The sequence below is a fragment of the Rhodococcus sp. JS3073 genome, assembly GCF_026810085.1.
Classification (GTDB): Bacteria; Actinomycetota; Actinomycetes; order Mycobacteriales; family Mycobacteriaceae; genus Rhodococcus_F; species Rhodococcus_F wratislaviensis.
Window position 1 is genome coordinate 4,318,691 of the sequence record NZ_CP113951.1, and the last position, 15,594, is coordinate 4,334,284.

12 protein-coding genes are annotated in these 15,594 nt (G+C 67.2%); 6 read left to right on the forward strand and 6 right to left on the reverse strand.

All coding sequences use genetic code 11. The annotated features are described in order from the left end of the window. Positions 1–8 precede the first annotated feature (8 nt). From OYT95_RS19670 to OYT95_RS19680, 3 genes are read right to left on the reverse strand one after another with little or no spacing between them, the layout of a single operon-like run. Positions 9–1,712: a cobaltochelatase CobT-related protein gene (locus OYT95_RS19670; RefSeq protein ID WP_268788736.1), complete on the reverse strand. Its 1,704-nt coding sequence runs from the start codon at positions 1,710–1,712 to the stop codon at positions 9–11. Positions 1,713–1,722: 10 nt separating this feature from the next. Further along, the gene (locus OYT95_RS19675; RefSeq protein WP_128640565.1) at positions 1,723–2,691 is read right to left on the reverse strand and encodes an AAA family ATPase; all 969 of its coding nucleotides are present in this window, start codon (positions 2,689–2,691) and stop codon (positions 1,723–1,725) included. Positions 2,692–2,701: 10 nt separating this feature from the next. Next, the gene (locus OYT95_RS19680) at positions 2,702–3,535 is read right to left on the reverse strand and encodes an IclR family transcriptional regulator (RefSeq protein ID WP_052033030.1); all 834 of its coding nucleotides are present in this window, start codon (positions 3,533–3,535) and stop codon (positions 2,702–2,704) included. Positions 3,536–3,733: 198 nt separating this feature from the next. Between OYT95_RS19680 and xsc the strand changes: the two genes are divergently transcribed. Continuing rightward, positions 3,734–5,542 carry a sulfoacetaldehyde acetyltransferase gene (gene xsc / locus OYT95_RS19685; RefSeq protein ID WP_037230350.1) on the forward strand — a complete coding sequence of 603 codons (1,809 nt, stop codon included), beginning with the start codon at positions 3,734–3,736 and terminating at the stop codon, positions 5,540–5,542. A gap of 165 nt (positions 5,543–5,707) precedes the next feature. Further along, positions 5,708–6,463 carry a sulfite exporter TauE/SafE family protein gene (locus OYT95_RS19690; protein WP_128640566.1) on the forward strand — a complete coding sequence of 252 codons (756 nt, stop codon included), beginning with the start codon at positions 5,708–5,710 and terminating at the stop codon, positions 6,461–6,463. Here OYT95_RS19690 and OYT95_RS19695 read toward each other — a convergent pair. Next, entirely contained in the window at positions 6,413–7,639 is a 1,227-nt protein-coding gene (locus OYT95_RS19695; protein WP_128640567.1) for a PucR family transcriptional regulator, read from the reverse strand. The two genes, OYT95_RS19690 and OYT95_RS19695, sit on opposite strands and share 51 nt — an antisense overlap. A 179-nt stretch (positions 7,640–7,818) precedes the next feature. Between OYT95_RS19695 and OYT95_RS19700 the strand changes: the two genes are divergently transcribed. The 3 genes from OYT95_RS19700 to OYT95_RS19710 are packed head-to-tail and all read left to right on the forward strand — an operon-like array spanning position 7,819 to position 11,170. Then, positions 7,819–8,073, forward strand: coding sequence for a DUF3311 domain-containing protein (locus OYT95_RS19700; RefSeq protein ID WP_268788739.1), 255 nt, complete (start codon positions 7,819–7,821; stop codon positions 8,071–8,073). Continuing rightward, complete coding sequence (locus OYT95_RS19705; RefSeq protein ID WP_037230342.1) at positions 8,070–9,566, forward strand: sodium:solute symporter family protein; 1,497 nt, start codon at positions 8,070–8,072, stop codon at positions 9,564–9,566. Before OYT95_RS19700 ends, OYT95_RS19705 begins: the two co-directional genes overlap by 4 nt. After that, positions 9,566–11,170 (forward strand): amidohydrolase, encoded by a 1,605-nt coding sequence (locus OYT95_RS19710; RefSeq protein WP_268788740.1) that lies wholly within the window; start codon positions 9,566–9,568, stop codon positions 11,168–11,170. Before OYT95_RS19705 ends, OYT95_RS19710 begins: the two co-directional genes overlap by 1 nt. Positions 11,171–11,242: 72 nt before the next feature. On the opposite strand, the gene pdxR is transcribed toward OYT95_RS19710, so the two are convergent. Together pdxR and ald are read right to left on the reverse strand one after the other, a co-directional pair. Continuing rightward, positions 11,243–12,706 carry a MocR-like pyridoxine biosynthesis transcription factor PdxR gene (gene pdxR / locus OYT95_RS19715; RefSeq protein WP_268788741.1) on the reverse strand — a complete coding sequence of 488 codons (1,464 nt, stop codon included), beginning with the start codon at positions 12,704–12,706 and terminating at the stop codon, positions 11,243–11,245. Positions 12,707–12,809: 103 nt separating this feature from the next. Continuing rightward, positions 12,810–13,931, reverse strand: a complete 1,122-nt coding sequence (gene ald / locus OYT95_RS19720) for an alanine dehydrogenase (protein ID WP_268788742.1) — start codon at positions 13,929–13,931, stop codon at positions 12,810–12,812. 220 nt (positions 13,932–14,151) lie between these two features. Here ald and OYT95_RS19725 point away from each other — a divergent pair, with 220 nt between their 5' ends. Further along, on the forward strand, positions 14,152–15,522 hold the full coding sequence (locus tag OYT95_RS19725; RefSeq protein WP_174233809.1) for an aspartate aminotransferase family protein: 1,371 nt from the start codon (positions 14,152–14,154) through the stop codon (positions 15,520–15,522). Positions 15,523–15,594 lie beyond the last annotated feature (72 nt).

Genomic DNA, 15,594 nt, shown 5'->3' on the forward strand with positions numbered 1-15,594 from the left:
GATGGCTGTCAGTGGGCGATCATCGACAGCACGTCGGCAATGACGTCGCTGTTGGTACCGCGCGACAGATCGAGCGTCCGGCAGCGGTCGTAGTACGGGCTCAGGTCCAGCCCGACCCCCAGTCCGTACACCTCGACGGCCCGCTCGTCCTCGTGTCGCTCGACCACGACCTGCAGGTGGTGGTCCAGGTAGAACTCGTCGTTGGCCAGCGCGGTGGCGCCGTCCAGTGGGCTTCCGTCCGAGATCACGAACAGGAGCCGCCTGCCCTGGGTGCCCCGCATCCGGGAGCATGCCCAGTCGACGGCCTCACCGTCGACGCCCTCTTTGAACAGGTCGTTCTTCAGCAGCCCCGCGATCGCGGGACGGGCTCGGCGCCACGAAGTCTCGGCGTCCTTGAACACCAGCTGCCGGACTTCGTTGAGGCGTCCCGGGTTGCGCGGACGGCCGGACCGGAGCCAGTCTCGGCGGGCTCGTCCCCCGTTCCATGCGGCGGTCGTGAAACCCAGGATCTCGCACCGGGCGTCGGCCAGTTCGAGTGCCCGGGCGAACACGTCGACCAGGACCGCAACCGGTTCACCGAACTCCTTCATAGAACCCGAGCAGTCGATGAGAAAGGTGACCGTCGTGTCGGTCTGCGGCTCGGTGCGTTCGGCCCGGAAGAGTCTGCGCTCGGTGGGCGAGGTGACCAACTGGGCGAGCCGGCGACCGTCGATGTATCCCTCCTCCCGGCCGCCGTCCCACCCGTCGGGGACCGGTTTCGAGAGCAGGGCCTTCAGCTGCCGTCCGAGTTTTCGGACGTCGAGGCGCTGCGTGTCGATGGTGAGGTCCAGCCGTCGTCGGTAGTCCTGGAGCAGTTCGGGCCGGACGAGGGACGCGATCTGTCGGGTCTCGTCGTACGCGCGGGTGAACACGCGGTACCCGTCTCCGCACTCCCCCAGCGCGCGACTGCGTCCCGACACCGCGGTCGTGAAGGTCTCGTCGTCGGGGTCGAAGTCGAACAGGAGGGAGAACGCCGCCCGGCCGTCGCGCCGGTCGTCGCCCGACCCGTCCGTGTCGGTGGGCGGCTCCAGGTGACGGCCGATCAGCTCGGCGACTGCCTGGGCGTGACCCCCGAAGTCGTTTTGCGAGAAACGGGTTCGACGCAGCAACGGCAGGTGGCCGCCGAGAACGGAGGCGAGCGCGAACCGGGTCGATTCGATCAGGTCCTCGGTGGCCTCGGGTATGGGCTCGGCGGTGATCCGGGCCCGGCACATCTGCGTCACCGTGAACAGCAGCATCCCGTGCACGGTCTCGGTCAGCCCGGACGCCACGTAATCCTGCGACCACTGCGCGAAGCGGTGGGCGAGGTTGGCGCGCACGCCGCTCCACGCGTCGGCGGCCAGCGACTCGACGCGGAACTGTTCCAGGATCTCGAAGATCAGCCGACCCGCCGTGTCGTCCGGGCACAGGCTGCGATGCAGGGCGGGGTCGGTGTGGAGGAGGCGCGACGCCATGCCGTCCGCCGCGCCTCGGAAGGACGCGAAGTCGGCGCCGTCGAAGGACGGGTGCAGGTGTGGGGCGGGCATCGGTACGCGCCGATGTCCGCGATGGAGTTCCGGTCCGCGAAAGTGCAACTCGGCCTGCCCCGCGAGGGCGCGGATCGTGCCGGCACAGAGTTCGTGAACCTCCTGTCGATGCCGAACCGACGCGGGGCGCACGGGCAGTTCTGTCATGACTGCCCGCTCACGCCGTGCTCGTCGCGAGCATCGCCGACCGCTCCGGTTCCGAGTCGAAGCATCGCTGGAAGTACTCGGCGACCACGGGTCGCTCGGCCTCGTCGCACTTGTTGACGAACGACAACCGGAATGCCAGGGCGGGGTCGTGGAAGATTTCGATGTTCTCGGCCCAGGTGATCACCGTGCGCGGCGACATCAGCGTCGACAGGTCACCGACTCGAAACCCGCTGCGCGTCAGATTGGCCACGGCCACCATCGACCCGATGAGCTCCCGGCTCAGCGACGGCACCCGCGCGGACACGATCTCGATCTCCTGTTCCGCGGGGAGGTGATCGAGCGTCGCGACGATGTTCCAGCGATCGATCTGCGCGTGATTGAGCCGCTGCACGCCGTGATACAAGCCGTTGAGATTGCCCAGACCGACGGTGTTGGCCGTGGCGAACAACCGGAAGGCCGGATGGGGAGTCAGAACCCTGTTCTGGTCGAGCAGGGTGAGTTTCCCGTCGCGCTCGAGGAGACGCTGGATGACGAACATGACATCGGGCCGGCCGGCGTCGTACTCGTCGAGGATGAGGGCGACCGGTCGCTGCAGTGCCCAGGGGAGGATGCCTTCCTGGAATTCGGTGACCTGCTTGCCGTCTCGCAGGACCACCGCGTCGCGACCGATGAGGTCCAGCCGGCTGAGATGTCCGTCGAGGTTGACCCGCACACACGGCCAGTTGAGCCGCGCCGCGACCTGCTCGATGTGCGTGGACTTTCCGGTGCCGTGCAGACCCTGCACCATCACCCGGCGGTTACGGCCGAACCCGGCGAGCAGGGCCGTCGTCACCGCGTGATCGAACCGGTACGCGGGGTCGATGTCGGGGACGTGGTCGACCGGTTCGCGGAAGGCGCGCACCGTCAGGTCGGTGTCGAGTCCGAACAGCTCGCGTGCGGACAGCACGTGGCTGGGTGCCGCAGTGGTCATTTCGGGCATGCGCCCTCCTTCAGTTCAGGTCTGGCGATCCGTCGTCCGTGACCTCGTTCTCGATCTCACCGATGGCGTCGGCCGCCCGCCGCAACGCGGGCAGAAGCTTGAGCGCCTTGTCGGGGGTGAGTCGCATGACCGGGGCCTGGACTGCGATGCAGAGATTGGAATTACCTGTGGCACAAGGGACGAGCACCGCGGCGCACACGAGGCCGGGAAGGAACTCTTCGTCGTCGATGGCGTAACCGTCGCGGCGGACCTGCTTGAGTTCGGTCTCGATCAGCTCGACGTCGGTGACCGTCTTGTTGGTGTACCTCTCGAGCGGCATCCGCCCGAGAAGTCGCCGGCGCTGGGCGGGGCTGAGCTGCGACAGGATCATCTTGCCGCTGGCCGAGCAGTGCGCAGGCACCCGCGATCCCGCATGGAGGGTGAACCGAAGGGGCTCTGAGGTTTCCACGCGGTCGAGATACACCACTTCGCTACCCGACAGGGTGGTCACGTTGCAGCTCTCGCCGAGTTCCGCGACGAGGTTTCGGAGGATGGCGTGTCGGGCGCCGTGGTGGGTGTCGTTGAGCAGCAGATTCTCGGCGAAGCGTCGCAGGCGCACACCGGTGCCGTAATGCCTGCCGTTGTTCTGCCGGGTGAGGAGGCCGGCTCCCTCGAGCTGCTGGAGCATGCGGTGCAGGGTCGGCTTGGCCATGCCCGTCTCTTCGACGAGCCCCTGCAACGTGAACAGCTGGTCCTTGGACGCGATCATCTCGAGCAGTGCGAACAGGCGGAGCGTCGGTGTGTCCCCGGGTAGCTCCGTAGTCGGGTGTCCGTTCGACTCGTCGATCCGGTGAATCTCACCCACGGTTCCTCCTTGGCCGAACGGCGACGCATTCGCATCGTGTATCGAAAAATCATACATCCCGTTCCAGTTTTAGGAACATTCATTGACGAAGTGTGTGACGTGGCCTACTGTCACTGCAGATCACAAAATCACGAACGAAACGTTCCGATTTTTGACATTCTCTGCCGGTTCCGGCGCGCCCTTGAAGGAGGATCACACATGAGCAAGAAGAAGAACGGTGCCGATCGCACCGCTGTCTCCGGTGTACAGAAGATGACACCGTCGGAGGCGTTCGTCGAGACGATGGTCGCCAACGGCGTCACCGACATGTTCGGCATCATGGGATCCGCCTTCATGGATGCGATGGACATCTTCGCTCCCGCCGGGATTCGACTGGTCCCCGTCGTGCACGAGCAGGGCGCGGGACACATGGCCGACGGATATGCGCGGGTCAGCGGGCGCCACGGCATGGTGATCGGGCAGAACGGTCCGGGTATCAGCAACTGCGTCACCGCGATCGCTGCCGCGTTCTGGGCGCACAGCCCCGTTGTCATCGTCACCCCCGAGGCCGGCACCATGGGAACGGGCCTGGGCGGCTTCCAGGAAGCCAACCAGCTGCCGATGTTCCAGGAGTTCACGAAGTACCAGGGGCACGTCAACAACCCGAAGCGCATGGCCGAGTTCACGGGCCGCTGTTTCGACCGCGCGATGTCCGAGATGGGCCCGACGCAGCTCAACATTCCGCGCGACTACTTCTACGGTGAGATCGAGACGGAGATCCCGCAGCCCACCCGCCTCGACCGCGGTCCCGGCGGCGAGAAGAGCCTGAACGAGGCGGCAGAACTGCTGGCACAGGCCGAGTTCCCGGTGATCGTGTCCGGTGGCGGCGTGGTGATGGCCGACGGTGTCGACGAGTGCAAGGCACTCGCCGAGCGTCTCGGCGCCCCCGTCGTCAACAGCTACCTGCACAACGACTCGTTCCCCGCCAGCCACCCGCTGTGGACCGGACCGCTCGGCTACCAGGGTTCCAAGGCCGCGATGAAGCTGATCAGCCAGGCGGACGTGGTGCTCGCTCTCGGCACCCGCCTCGGCCCCTTCGGGACTCTGCCGCAGCACGGCATGGACTACTGGCCGAAGAATGCCAAGATCATCCAGATCGACGCGGACCACAAGATGCTCGGCCTGGTCAAGAAGATCTCCGTCGGAATCTGCGGCGACGCGAAGGCCGCCGCCGTCGCGCTCACCGAGCGGCTCGAGGGCAAGGCCCTCGTCTGCGACGCCAACCGTGCGGCACGGAGCGAGAAGATCGACGCCGAGAAGGCCGCGTGGGAGAAGGAACTCGACGAGTGGACGCACGAGCGCGATGCGTTCAGCCTCGACATGATCGCCGAACAGGAAGGCGAGGACGGCAACTGGCTGCACCCGCGCCAGGTGCTGCGTGAGCTGGAGAAGGCGATGCCGGAAGACGTGATGGTCTCCACCGACATCGGCAACATCAACTCCGTCGCCAACAGCTACCTCCGGTTCGAGAAGCCGCGCAGCTTCCTCGCCCCGATGAGCTTCGGCAACTGCGGTTACGCGCTGCCGACCATCATCGGCGCGAAGGCCGCGGCACCCGAACGGCCCGCCATCGCATACGCAGGCGACGGCGCCTGGGGCATGAGCCTGGGCGAGATCATGACGGCTGTCCGGCACGACATCCCGGTCACCGCCGTCGTCTTCCACAACCGGCAGTGGGGTGCGGAGAAGAAGAACCAGGTCGACTTCTACAACCGCCGCTTCGTCGCCGGAGAGCTCGAAAGCGAGTCCTTCGCCGGGATCGCACAGGCGATGGGTGCCGAGGGCATCGTCGTGGACAAGCTCGAAGAGGTCGGTCCCGCACTGCAGCGCGCGGTCGCCGCACAGATGAACGAGGGCAAGACGACGGTCATCGAGATCATGTGCACCCGCGAACTCGGCGATCCCTTCCGCCGCGACGCGCTGTCGAAGCCGGTTCGCCTGCTCGACAAGTACAAGGACTACGTGTAGTCCGCTCCCTGCGAGCACGTGGCCCCCGGCGCAGCAGACGCCGGGGGCCACGTCCCGTGCGTTCCTGGTACCGACGATTCGACGTCGTCTGGACCTGTCGCTTCGCCGCCGCGACCCCCACACTTCTGACGGAGACAACGGCGAACGAAAGCGGTGCAACAGGGTATGGCGGCAACGGTGTGGGATCTGTCGTTGCCTGCCCTCCTCTTCGCGCTCGGCGTCGTGGTGGCCGGCGGTGTCGTCCGCGGTTTCGGGGGGTTCGGTGGCGCGATGGTGTGGGTCGCGGGACTCGTCGTGCTGCTCCCGCCGACGTCGGTGATTCCCACCGTGTTCGTCCTCGAGGTCGTCGCGAGCGCCGCGATGCTGCCCCAGGTGTGGCGGCAGGTGCACTGGAAGTCGTTGCGCTGGTTGTTCGCCGGCACCCTGATCGGTATGCCGCTGGGGATGTGGGCGCTCACGCAGCTGTCCGGTGACCTGGTGCGCGTGCTGCTGGGTGTCGCGATCATCGGCTCCGCCGTCGCCATGGCCGCCGTCCCCGACCGGGAGTCGCTGCCCGGCCCCGGGGTGACCACCGTGACGGGAGTGGCGTCCGGTCTCCTCAACGGCGGCTTCGCCCTCGGTGGCCCGCCCGCCGTCCTGATGTACTTCTCCGCGTCCTCCCACGTCGCGGCCGGCCGCGCGTCGCTCGTCGTGTTCTTCCTCGTCATCGACGCGTTCGGCGCCGCGGGGTCGGCCGCCGGTGGTCTGCTCACCGTGCCCGTCCTCGCGCAGATCGCCCTGTTCGTGCCGCTCTGCATGTTCGGCGCCGCCGCGGGGAAATGGCTGTTCGACCGCACCACCGCCCAGCAGGTCCGGCAACGGGTGCTGTGGCTACTCGGCTTCCTCGGCGCCGCCGTCCTCGTGCAGGTGGCGTTGCGCTGACCGCGTTTCCCGGGAACCCGAATCGCCCGAATCACGCTGGAACAGACTCAGACTCGACACCGACCGCTGCAGGCCGTCGAGAGTCCGGGGATCCCAGCCGGTCAGCTGCTGCCAGCGGTCGAGCCGGTAGGTGATCGAGTTCGCATGCAGGTGGATGTCCCGCCCGGCCGCGCTGATGGAGAACTCGTTGCGGGCGAACGCCAATACCGCCTCGACGAGGTGCGGATGGTCCGCGGCGACCGCGACACCCGGCTCCAGCAGCGTGGCGAGCTCGTCGCGATGGTCTGCCAGGGTGGCGGCAACCCATTCGTCGGCGAAACGGACCACCTCACCGGTAGGCGAGGCCAACTGCAGGACCCGTCGCGCGTCCGTGATGCTCATCGCCGCGCCGGCCAGGCCGGGGCGGCCCAATCCGACTCCGACCGTGGTCCCCGGGTGGCCGAGACGTACCTCGCGGATGATGTCGTCGACCGGTGCGCGCTGGCTCAGGGCGATGATGACGGCGCCGTGCCCGCTGCATTGAGTGGTGCCCGGGATCGTGTCCAGGGTGCGTTGCAGGCGCTCGAGCTGCGCTTCCGACCACTCCTCCGCGGCGACGCACACCGCTTGGAACTCGTGCTGCGCGGTGAAACCCAGTGCCTCTGCCAGCTCGCGCACATCACGGTGGTCGCCGTCGACCGACCTCGCGAGGGACTCGAAGAACCGGTAACGCACCCCCGCGCGGATGGCCTGTTCGCTTCGGGTCGCGTCGGTGTGTCCGACGGCGACCGCGCTGGTCGCGGTGTGGACGAGGTCCCACATCATGCCGCCTGCGCGCAGCAGGTCGGTCGTCGGCTCGGCGGCTGTGGCCACCATCGTGTTCCACAATTCGCGGGACGCGATGTGGTACGTCTCGATGACGTCGGACAGCGGCAACCCCTGCATGGCCCGGCGCCTGCCGAGCTGACGCGAACGCTCGAGGACGTCGTCGGCGAGAGGTTCGCTCTCCGCGAGGGCGCGCAACGTCGCCGCGAGCTGGCGACTGATGTATCCGCGCTGCTCGTCGATCGGAACGGCGGCGTACGACTGCAGCTCGGCGCGGATCTGACCCACCGCCCGGTCGGTTACCGACTCGATCTCCTCCGAGACCTGCCGGCACAACCGCTGGATCGTGTCTTCACCCACGGCCTCGGGCACCCTCTCCCTCGCATTCCACACTCCCGTGAAATTCACGAACCGCCTCGGCGTTTTCCGGGATTCGCCCATGGCCCGAGGGGAGTGATTCAGACCACACTAGTGCCAGAGTGCACGTCGACCGGCACCGGACCCAACCCGCGACGCCGGTGGACGCAGTCGGAATAGGAGACAAAACAATCATGTCCAACGAGGCAAAAAGCGCCTTACTCGCGATAGGTGTCCCGTTCGCCGGCGTTCTGGGCGGCATCGTCGCGCTGTCCGGATCCACGGCCACGGTCTTCGGAGTCCCCATCCTGTTCGCGTGGTTGTTCCTGTGGATGCCGCTCACCTCGCTGTGCCTCCATCTTGCCTGGAAGCTATTCGACCGTAAGGACTTCGAAGCTGCCGAGCGCGCCGAGTCAGCCGCTGCGAGCGCTCGGATCGGAGAATCATGACCGCGGCCTTCTTCACCCTGGTGCTCGTCCTCGCCCTCGGGGCAGGCGTGCTGTCGCGGCGCGGCAGCAAGAAGGAGATCTCCGATTACCTCGTGGGTGGCCGGTCGTTCGGTCCGCTGCTGGTGTTCATCCTGGGAGCGGGCGAGGCGTACAGCATCGGCACCCTGATCGGGTTCCCCGGCGGCGTGTACGCGCACGGGGCGAGCTACGGCGTCTGGTTCATAGGGTACATCCTGCTTGCCTACCCGATCGGATACTTCTTCGCGCCCTACCTCTGGCGCGCGGGCAAGAGATACGGCGCCATGACGTTGCCCGATGTGGCCGGGCGCCACTTCCGGTCGCGTGGGCTGGAATTGACGATCGCCATCGCTTCGGTCGTATTCCTCATCCCGTGGGGCCAGCTTCAGCTCGCGGGACTGCAGATCGCGCTGACCGGTCTGGGCATCTCCATCGACCCCACCGTCGCGGTATTCGCAGGCGCAGCCCTCGCGCTGCTGTTCCTCATGTTGTCCGGGGTGCGCGCCCCCGCATTCGTGTCGTACGTCAAGGACACCGCCCTGTTGCTCGGCGCCGTCCTGATCGGACTGGCGGCAGTGATCGAGACCGGTGGTACCGAGAAGCTGTTCGCCGCGGCGGCAGCCAGTGGTGGCGGCGCGGCCTCACACTCCACGGTCACCGGCTCGTCACTGACGTTCGTCCTGACGACGATCGTGTTCCAATCGGTCGGATTCTTCATCTTCCCGATCATCGTGCAGGCCGTGCTCGCGGCGAAGTCCGAGGCGACGATCAAGCGGGTCGCCAAGTTCAATCCTCTGTACATGCTCATGTACCCGTTCCTCGTCGCCGCCGCCTTCGGGGCGATCACGCTGCTGCCCACCAAGCTCGAGGGCACGGAATCCGACCAGGTGCTCCTGCAGTTGTCGCGGCAACTGTTGCCCGACTGGCTGACCGGCGTCGTCGCAGGCGGCGCGGCCCTCTGCGCGATCGTGGTGCTGTGCGGCGCGGCCCTCGGAATCGGCGCGATCGTGTCGCGCAACATCATTCCCGGGATCCCGGAATCCCGCCAACGGGTCTGGGTGCGCGGAGTCGTCGTGGCGTACCTCGGGATCTCGCTCCTACTCACCCTCGCGACACCTCAGCTCCTGCTCACCCTGGTCAACACGGCGTACTACGGCGTCACCCAGGCCGCGGTGGTCTTCGCGACGATGGTCTTCGGATGGAAACTGCGTCCCGCTGCCCTCGCCATGGGTGTGGTGCTCGGCGACGTCGTGGTGCTGTGGCTGTATCTCGACAAGCACGGCCCCGTGTCCGTGTGGCTCGCCGAGCACGGTGTCAACCTCGGCGCGGCCGCCCTCGTCCTCAACATCCTGTTCGTGGTGTCGACGCGGGTGTTCTGGCCACCCACCGATCCCGTCCGTGGCCTTCGCTCCGACGGCCGAACGTCCGGCACCGCCGCGGGATCCGTGGCCGCACGCAGCGAAGTGGGTGCCTGATGTCCAGGACACTGCTCACCGCCGATTCGATCCACACCCAGGACCCGTCGTCGCCGACCGTCGAAGCGCTGGTCATCGACGGAGCCGACGTGGTCGCCACCGGCACCAGGAAGGACATGGCCGACTACGCCGGCATCGGGGCCCGCCGCCTCGACCTGCCCGGTGCCACGGTTATCCCGGGACTGATCGAATCGCACATCCACCCCACCTATGCCGGCCTCACCGACGGCTGGGCGGACTGCCGGACACCACCGTGCCGGTCGATCGCCGACATCCAGCGGGCGTTGCGTGCCGCGGCCACCGGCAGCGGATGGATCAGGGGGTGGGGTTACGACGACACCCAGATCGCCGAGGGACGGCATCCGACCCGGACGGATCTCGACGCCGTCAGCACCGAGCGGCCGGTCATCGTGCTGCACATCTGCGGGCACTTCGCCGTCGCCAACACCGCCGCACTCGCGGCGGCAGGCATCGACGAATCCACGGTGCCGGTGGACGACCCGCTGTTCCCTCGCGGCGCCGACGGTCGTCTGACCGGGATGGCGTGGGAAATCGATGCGGTGGCCAGGCTCACCGCGGCGGTTCCCGCGCTGACCGAGCAGGAGGTCAACGGCGCCCTGCTTCGCAGCCTGCTGTCGGCGCGGTCGCGGGGCATCACCACCATCCACGATCTCGGGGTGGGTCTCTCGGCGGGCGAGCAGGAGCTGACCGCCTACCGCTCGCTGGACGCCTCGGGTGAGCTACCGGTGCACGTCGTCGGGTTCCTGCGCGGTGACATGGCGCTCGAGGCCCTCGACGACCGGGGAGTCACGTTCGAGCACGCACCCGCGGCCGGCGCACGCTTCCGGCTGGCCGGCGCGAAGTTCTGGGCCGACGGGTCGATCCAGGGGCTGTCCGCCGCACTCCGCACGCCGTACGCGTGCGACCCCAGTCATCACGGCGACCTGCTCTACCCTCAGGCGCAGCTCGACGAGATGATCCTGCGGGTGCATCGTGCGGGCGGCCAGGTCGCCGTGCACGCCAACGGCGACGCGGCGGTCGGCGCCGCGATCACCTCGCTGAGGAGGGCGCAAGCCACCGACGGCCGGGTGGGACGGCACCGCATCGAACACTGCCAGGTGAGCGCACCGAGCGACCTCGCCGCCATCCGGGAAGCCGAACTCGGGGTGAGTTTCTTCGTCAATCACATCTTCTACTGGGGCGACCGCCACCGCGACCGGTTCCTCGGTGCCGAGCGCGCCGCCGAGATGGATCCCCTCGCCTGCGCCGACGAGTTGGGGCTGCGATTCGGACTGCATTCGGACTGCCCGATCACCCCGATGGATCCGCTCGCGACCATCAGAACCGCGGTCACCAGGATGACGAGGGGCGGCACCGTGCTCGGCGGGAACCAGCGGATCGGAGTGGATCGCGCGATCCGTGCCATGACCGTCGACAGCGCGTACCTGGTCCACGACGAGACCCGTGTCGGCACCTTGACGGCGGGCCGTCGTGCGGACCTGGTGGCGCTCGACGGCAACCTCGGAGATCTCGCCGACGGCACCACCGAAATACCCCGTCCCACCATGGTCATGATCGACGGAGAGTCGGCGGACATGCGGTAGCCCGAACGTAAGTGCTTCAGCTGAAACGGAACTGGAACCCGTCCCCGCCGATCAGGCGAGGGCGGGTTCCCGCTACCGGCGGAAACTCGCCTGGCACGCCTGGCCGAGGAGCGCGATGCCTTCTTCGATGGAACGCAGCGGGATCGCCCCGTAGCCGATGCGGAAGTGGTTGCGGGGCGGGACCGGCTGCGTGAAGAAGATGTCGCCCCGCTCGATGAGCACACCGCGGGCCTCCGCCTCGCGCACGAGCACCCGGCAGTCGAGGTTCTCCGGACCGGTCATCCACAAGCTGACGCCACCGGGCGGATACGGCTCCTGCGGCCACGGGAGGTACTTGTCGACGGCCGCACACAGCCGTTCCCATTTGTGTTTCATCTGGGTGCGGTGATGGCGCAGTGCGCGGTGATACTCCCCGCTGTCGATGAGCATGGCCAGGGCCCGTTGCTGGTGGCCCGGTGGATGACGGAGCACGTACCGCCGGGCCTTCCGCAGTTCGCGCACCAGGTCCGCAGGTCCGACGAGGTAGCCCAGACGCAGACCCGGGGCCAGGAACTTCGAGAACGTGCCGAGATACACGGCGTCGCCGCTGGAATCGAGCGCCTTCAGCGCAGGGCTGGGGCTGCCGTGATAGCGGAACTCGCTGTCGTAGTCGTCCTCAACGATCACGGTGCCGGACTCCGCGGCCAGCTGCAGCAGACGCTGACGACGGTCGATGCCGAGCGTCGCGTTGGTCGGATGGTGATGGCTCGGTGTCAGATACATCAGGTCCGTGCCGCGCAGAGTCTCCGGCGGGCGCAGGCCGCGGTCGTCGACGTCGATGCCGTACACCTGGGCGCCGGTGCGCAGGAAGATGTGTCGCGCATCGAGATAGCCGGGGTTTTCGATGGCAACCCGATCTTCGGGTCCGAGCAGCACCCGGCCGACGAGGTCCAGCCCCTGCTGGGAACCGACCGTCACCAGAACCTCGTCCGCGCTCGCCTCGATGCCGCGCGAGGGCAGCAGATGCTGGCGGATCATGTCGATCAGCATCGGGTCGTCCGCACCGACGCTGTCCTGGAGACTCGCGTAGGCGTGGGGTTGATACAGCGCGTCGCGGAGACAGCGCACCCACGCGCGGGCGGGGAAGCTGCGGATGTCGATCTGCCCGGCCAGGAACGGGTACGGATAGCTGTGCCAGTCGACGTTCTTCTCGATGTGCGGGACGTCGGCATCGGGGTAACGCCGGATGCGGGACGACCAGTCGATGCGCGGAATGGTCGCGCGGGCGTCCGATGCAAGCGTCTCGATCATGTCGGGATTCACGAACATGCCCGAGCGCTGGTGGCTTTGAACGAGTCCCTCGGCGATCAGTTCCTGATACGCCAGGTTGATCGTGTTCCGTGAGATCGCGAGATCGACCGCGAGTTCACGCGAACTCGGAAGGCGGTGGCGCGGATCGAACAGTCCGTTGGCGATGCCGTGTTCGATCGCCCGTCGAACCTGGCGGTAGAGCGGTTCGGCGGAGTTGCGGTCGACCTCGATCAGTGTTCTCGGCACGCATCGCCTCCTGTGGATCCAAGAGTGGCCAGATGTAGGCCGACCCGGCACGCCGAGAAGTTCTCGAACGAGCACTTCTCAGTATGCCGGGCCGGCGGCGAAATCAAACCAGGTTGAGCGCGTCGTCGACGCTGACCGACTCGATCCCGAGTGCGGCACCGACGGCATCGTTCGTCAGGCGCCCGGCGACGGTGCTGACTCCGGCGCGGAGTGCGGCATTGTCCCTGGCCGCGCGGGCGAGGCCCTTCTCGGCGATCTGCAGGGTGTACGGCAAGGTCACGTTGGTGAGTGCGTACGTCGATGTGTGGGGCACCGCTCCCGGCATGTTCGCCACGCAGTAGAACACCGAGTCGTGAACCTTGAACGTGGGCTCCGCGTGGGTGGTGGGACGCGAATCCTCGAAGCAACCACCCTGGTCGATCGCGATGTCGACGAGGACGCTGCCCGGCTTCATCCGCGAGACCAGCGAGTTCGAGATGATCTTCGGTGCCTTGGCGCCCGGGACGAGCACGGCACCGATCACGAGATCGGCCTGCATGACTTCCTGCTCGATCGAGTAGGCGTTCGCGGCGAGGGTGCGGATCCGGCCCTGGTACATCCGGTCGGCGGCGCGCAGCTTGTCGACGTTCTTGTCGAACAGGACGACGTCGGCCCAGGTGCCTGCGGCGACGGCGACGGCATTCATGCCCGATACGCCGGCACCGATCACGACGACGCGAGCCGGGGACACACCGGACACGCCGCCGATCAGTACGCCTCGGCCACCCTCCGGTCGCATGAGCGCCTGCGCACCGACGAGCGGTGCGAGCCGGCCGGCGACCTCACTCATCGGGAACAGCAGCGGCAGCGAACCGTCGGGAAGCTGAACGGTCTCGTACGCAACGGAATTGGTTCCGGCGGCGAGCAGTGCCCGGGTGCACTCTTCACCCGCAGCGAGGTGCAGGTAGGTGAACAACGTGAGGTCCGAACGCATCCGGTGGTATTCCTCGGCGATGGGCTCCTTGACCTTGAGCAGCAGTTCCGCGCTCTGCCACACCGCATCGGCGGAGTCGAGGATCTTCGCGCCGGCGGCACCGTAGGCGTCGTTGCCGATCGACGAGCCTTCCCCCGCACCGCGTTCCACGAACACGTCGTGCCCGTGGGCGACCATTTCGTGGACGCCGGCGGGAGTGGCCGCCACCCGGTACTCGTGGTTCTTGACTTCCTTGGGGATACCGATCCTCATGTGAGACCTCCGTTAGCTGGGGCTGTTCGCCGCTCCGACCACACGCCGTGGTGCCCGAGCGATACCGAAGTCTGGATCACTCTGGCATGGGACCAGAAGGACCAGTTGAGCGCCGTCTGCGGGGACCAGACTGGACCCATCGAATATCGCTCTTCTGGCCCTGACCTGCGGTCTGCCCCGTCGGTATGTTGTGGATCACAGCCATTCGACAACGAAGGAGATGGTCGTGGACGTCACCGAATTGCGAGCACGGGCCCGCCGGCACCTCGGACCTCATTTCACCCGTAAGGACACCTGGGAAAGCGACTTCCCGGTGTTCGTTCGTGGCGAGGGAAGCTATCTGATCGACACCGAGGGGGACCGTTTCCTCGACGGTCTGGCAGGCCTGTTCTGCGTGAACATCGGTCACGGCCGCGACGACATCGCCAAGGCGGCGAGCGAGCAGATCGGAACGCTGGCGTACGCGTCCAACTGGGGCAGCGCCCACATTCCCGCGATCGAGGCGTCCGCGCTCATCGCCGACCTGGCTCCCGGCGATCTCGGGACGACCTTCTTCGTCAACTCGGGATCCGAAGCCGTGGAGACGGCCGTCAAGTTCGCCCGGCAGTACCACCGCAGCCAGGGCAACCCGCAGCGCACCAAGATCATCAGCCGCGAGATGGCCTACCACGGAACCACTCTCGGTGCGCTCTCGGTGACGCAGCTGCCCAAGATCAAAGACCCGTTCGGTCCGCTGCTGCCCGGGGTCCGCTCCGTACCCAACACCCTCGGTTACCTCGGCGACTGCGGCCCGGCGAACGAGCTCGACTGCATCGCCGCGATCGAAGCCGTCATCGAGGAAGAGGGCGCCGAGACCATCGCCGCCGTGTTCGCCGAGCCGGTTCAGAACGGGCGCGGCGCCCTGGTCCCGCCGGACGGATACTGGCCCGCGCTGCGCGCGCTGTGCGACAAGCACGGGATCCTGCTGGTCTCCGACGAGGTGATCTGCTCGTTCGGCCGCCTCGGACACTGGTTCGGGCACGGGCTGACCGGTGTGGTTCCCGACATGATCACGTTCGCGAAGGGTTCCACCTCCGGATACGCCCCGCTCGGCGGCCTGATCGTGCGTGAGCAGCTGGTTCGCGAGCTCTACGACTCGCCCAAGGGCGGCGTGTTCACACACGGCGCGACGTGGGGCGGACACCCGGTGTCGACGGCGGTGGCGGTCGCGAACATCACCGCGATGCGCGACGAGAACGTGCTGGGCAACGTCACCGCGCGCGGCCCGAAGTTGAAGTCGGCACTCGACTCGCTGATGAGCGCGCACCGCTGCGTCAAGGACGTGCGCGGCACCGGATTCTTCTACGCGATCGAATTGATGGCCGACAGCGACAGCGGCCGCGAGTTCACCGAGCAGGAATCGCTGACGGTGTTGCGCAAGGTACTGCCGGAGGCGTTCGCCCGCACCAAGGTGATTCTCCGTGGCGACGACCGTGGTGCCACGATGCTGATGATCTCGCCGCCCCTCGTCGCCGACGACGAGGTGCTCTCGGAACTGCTCCACGGCATCGACAGCATGCTCACCGACATCGAAAAGGCAATCCAGCCGTAGGGAACGACACGTTCCCCGATTTCCAGCGGGTGGCGGTCGTCGAGATCGACGACCGCCACCCTTCTTCGTAGT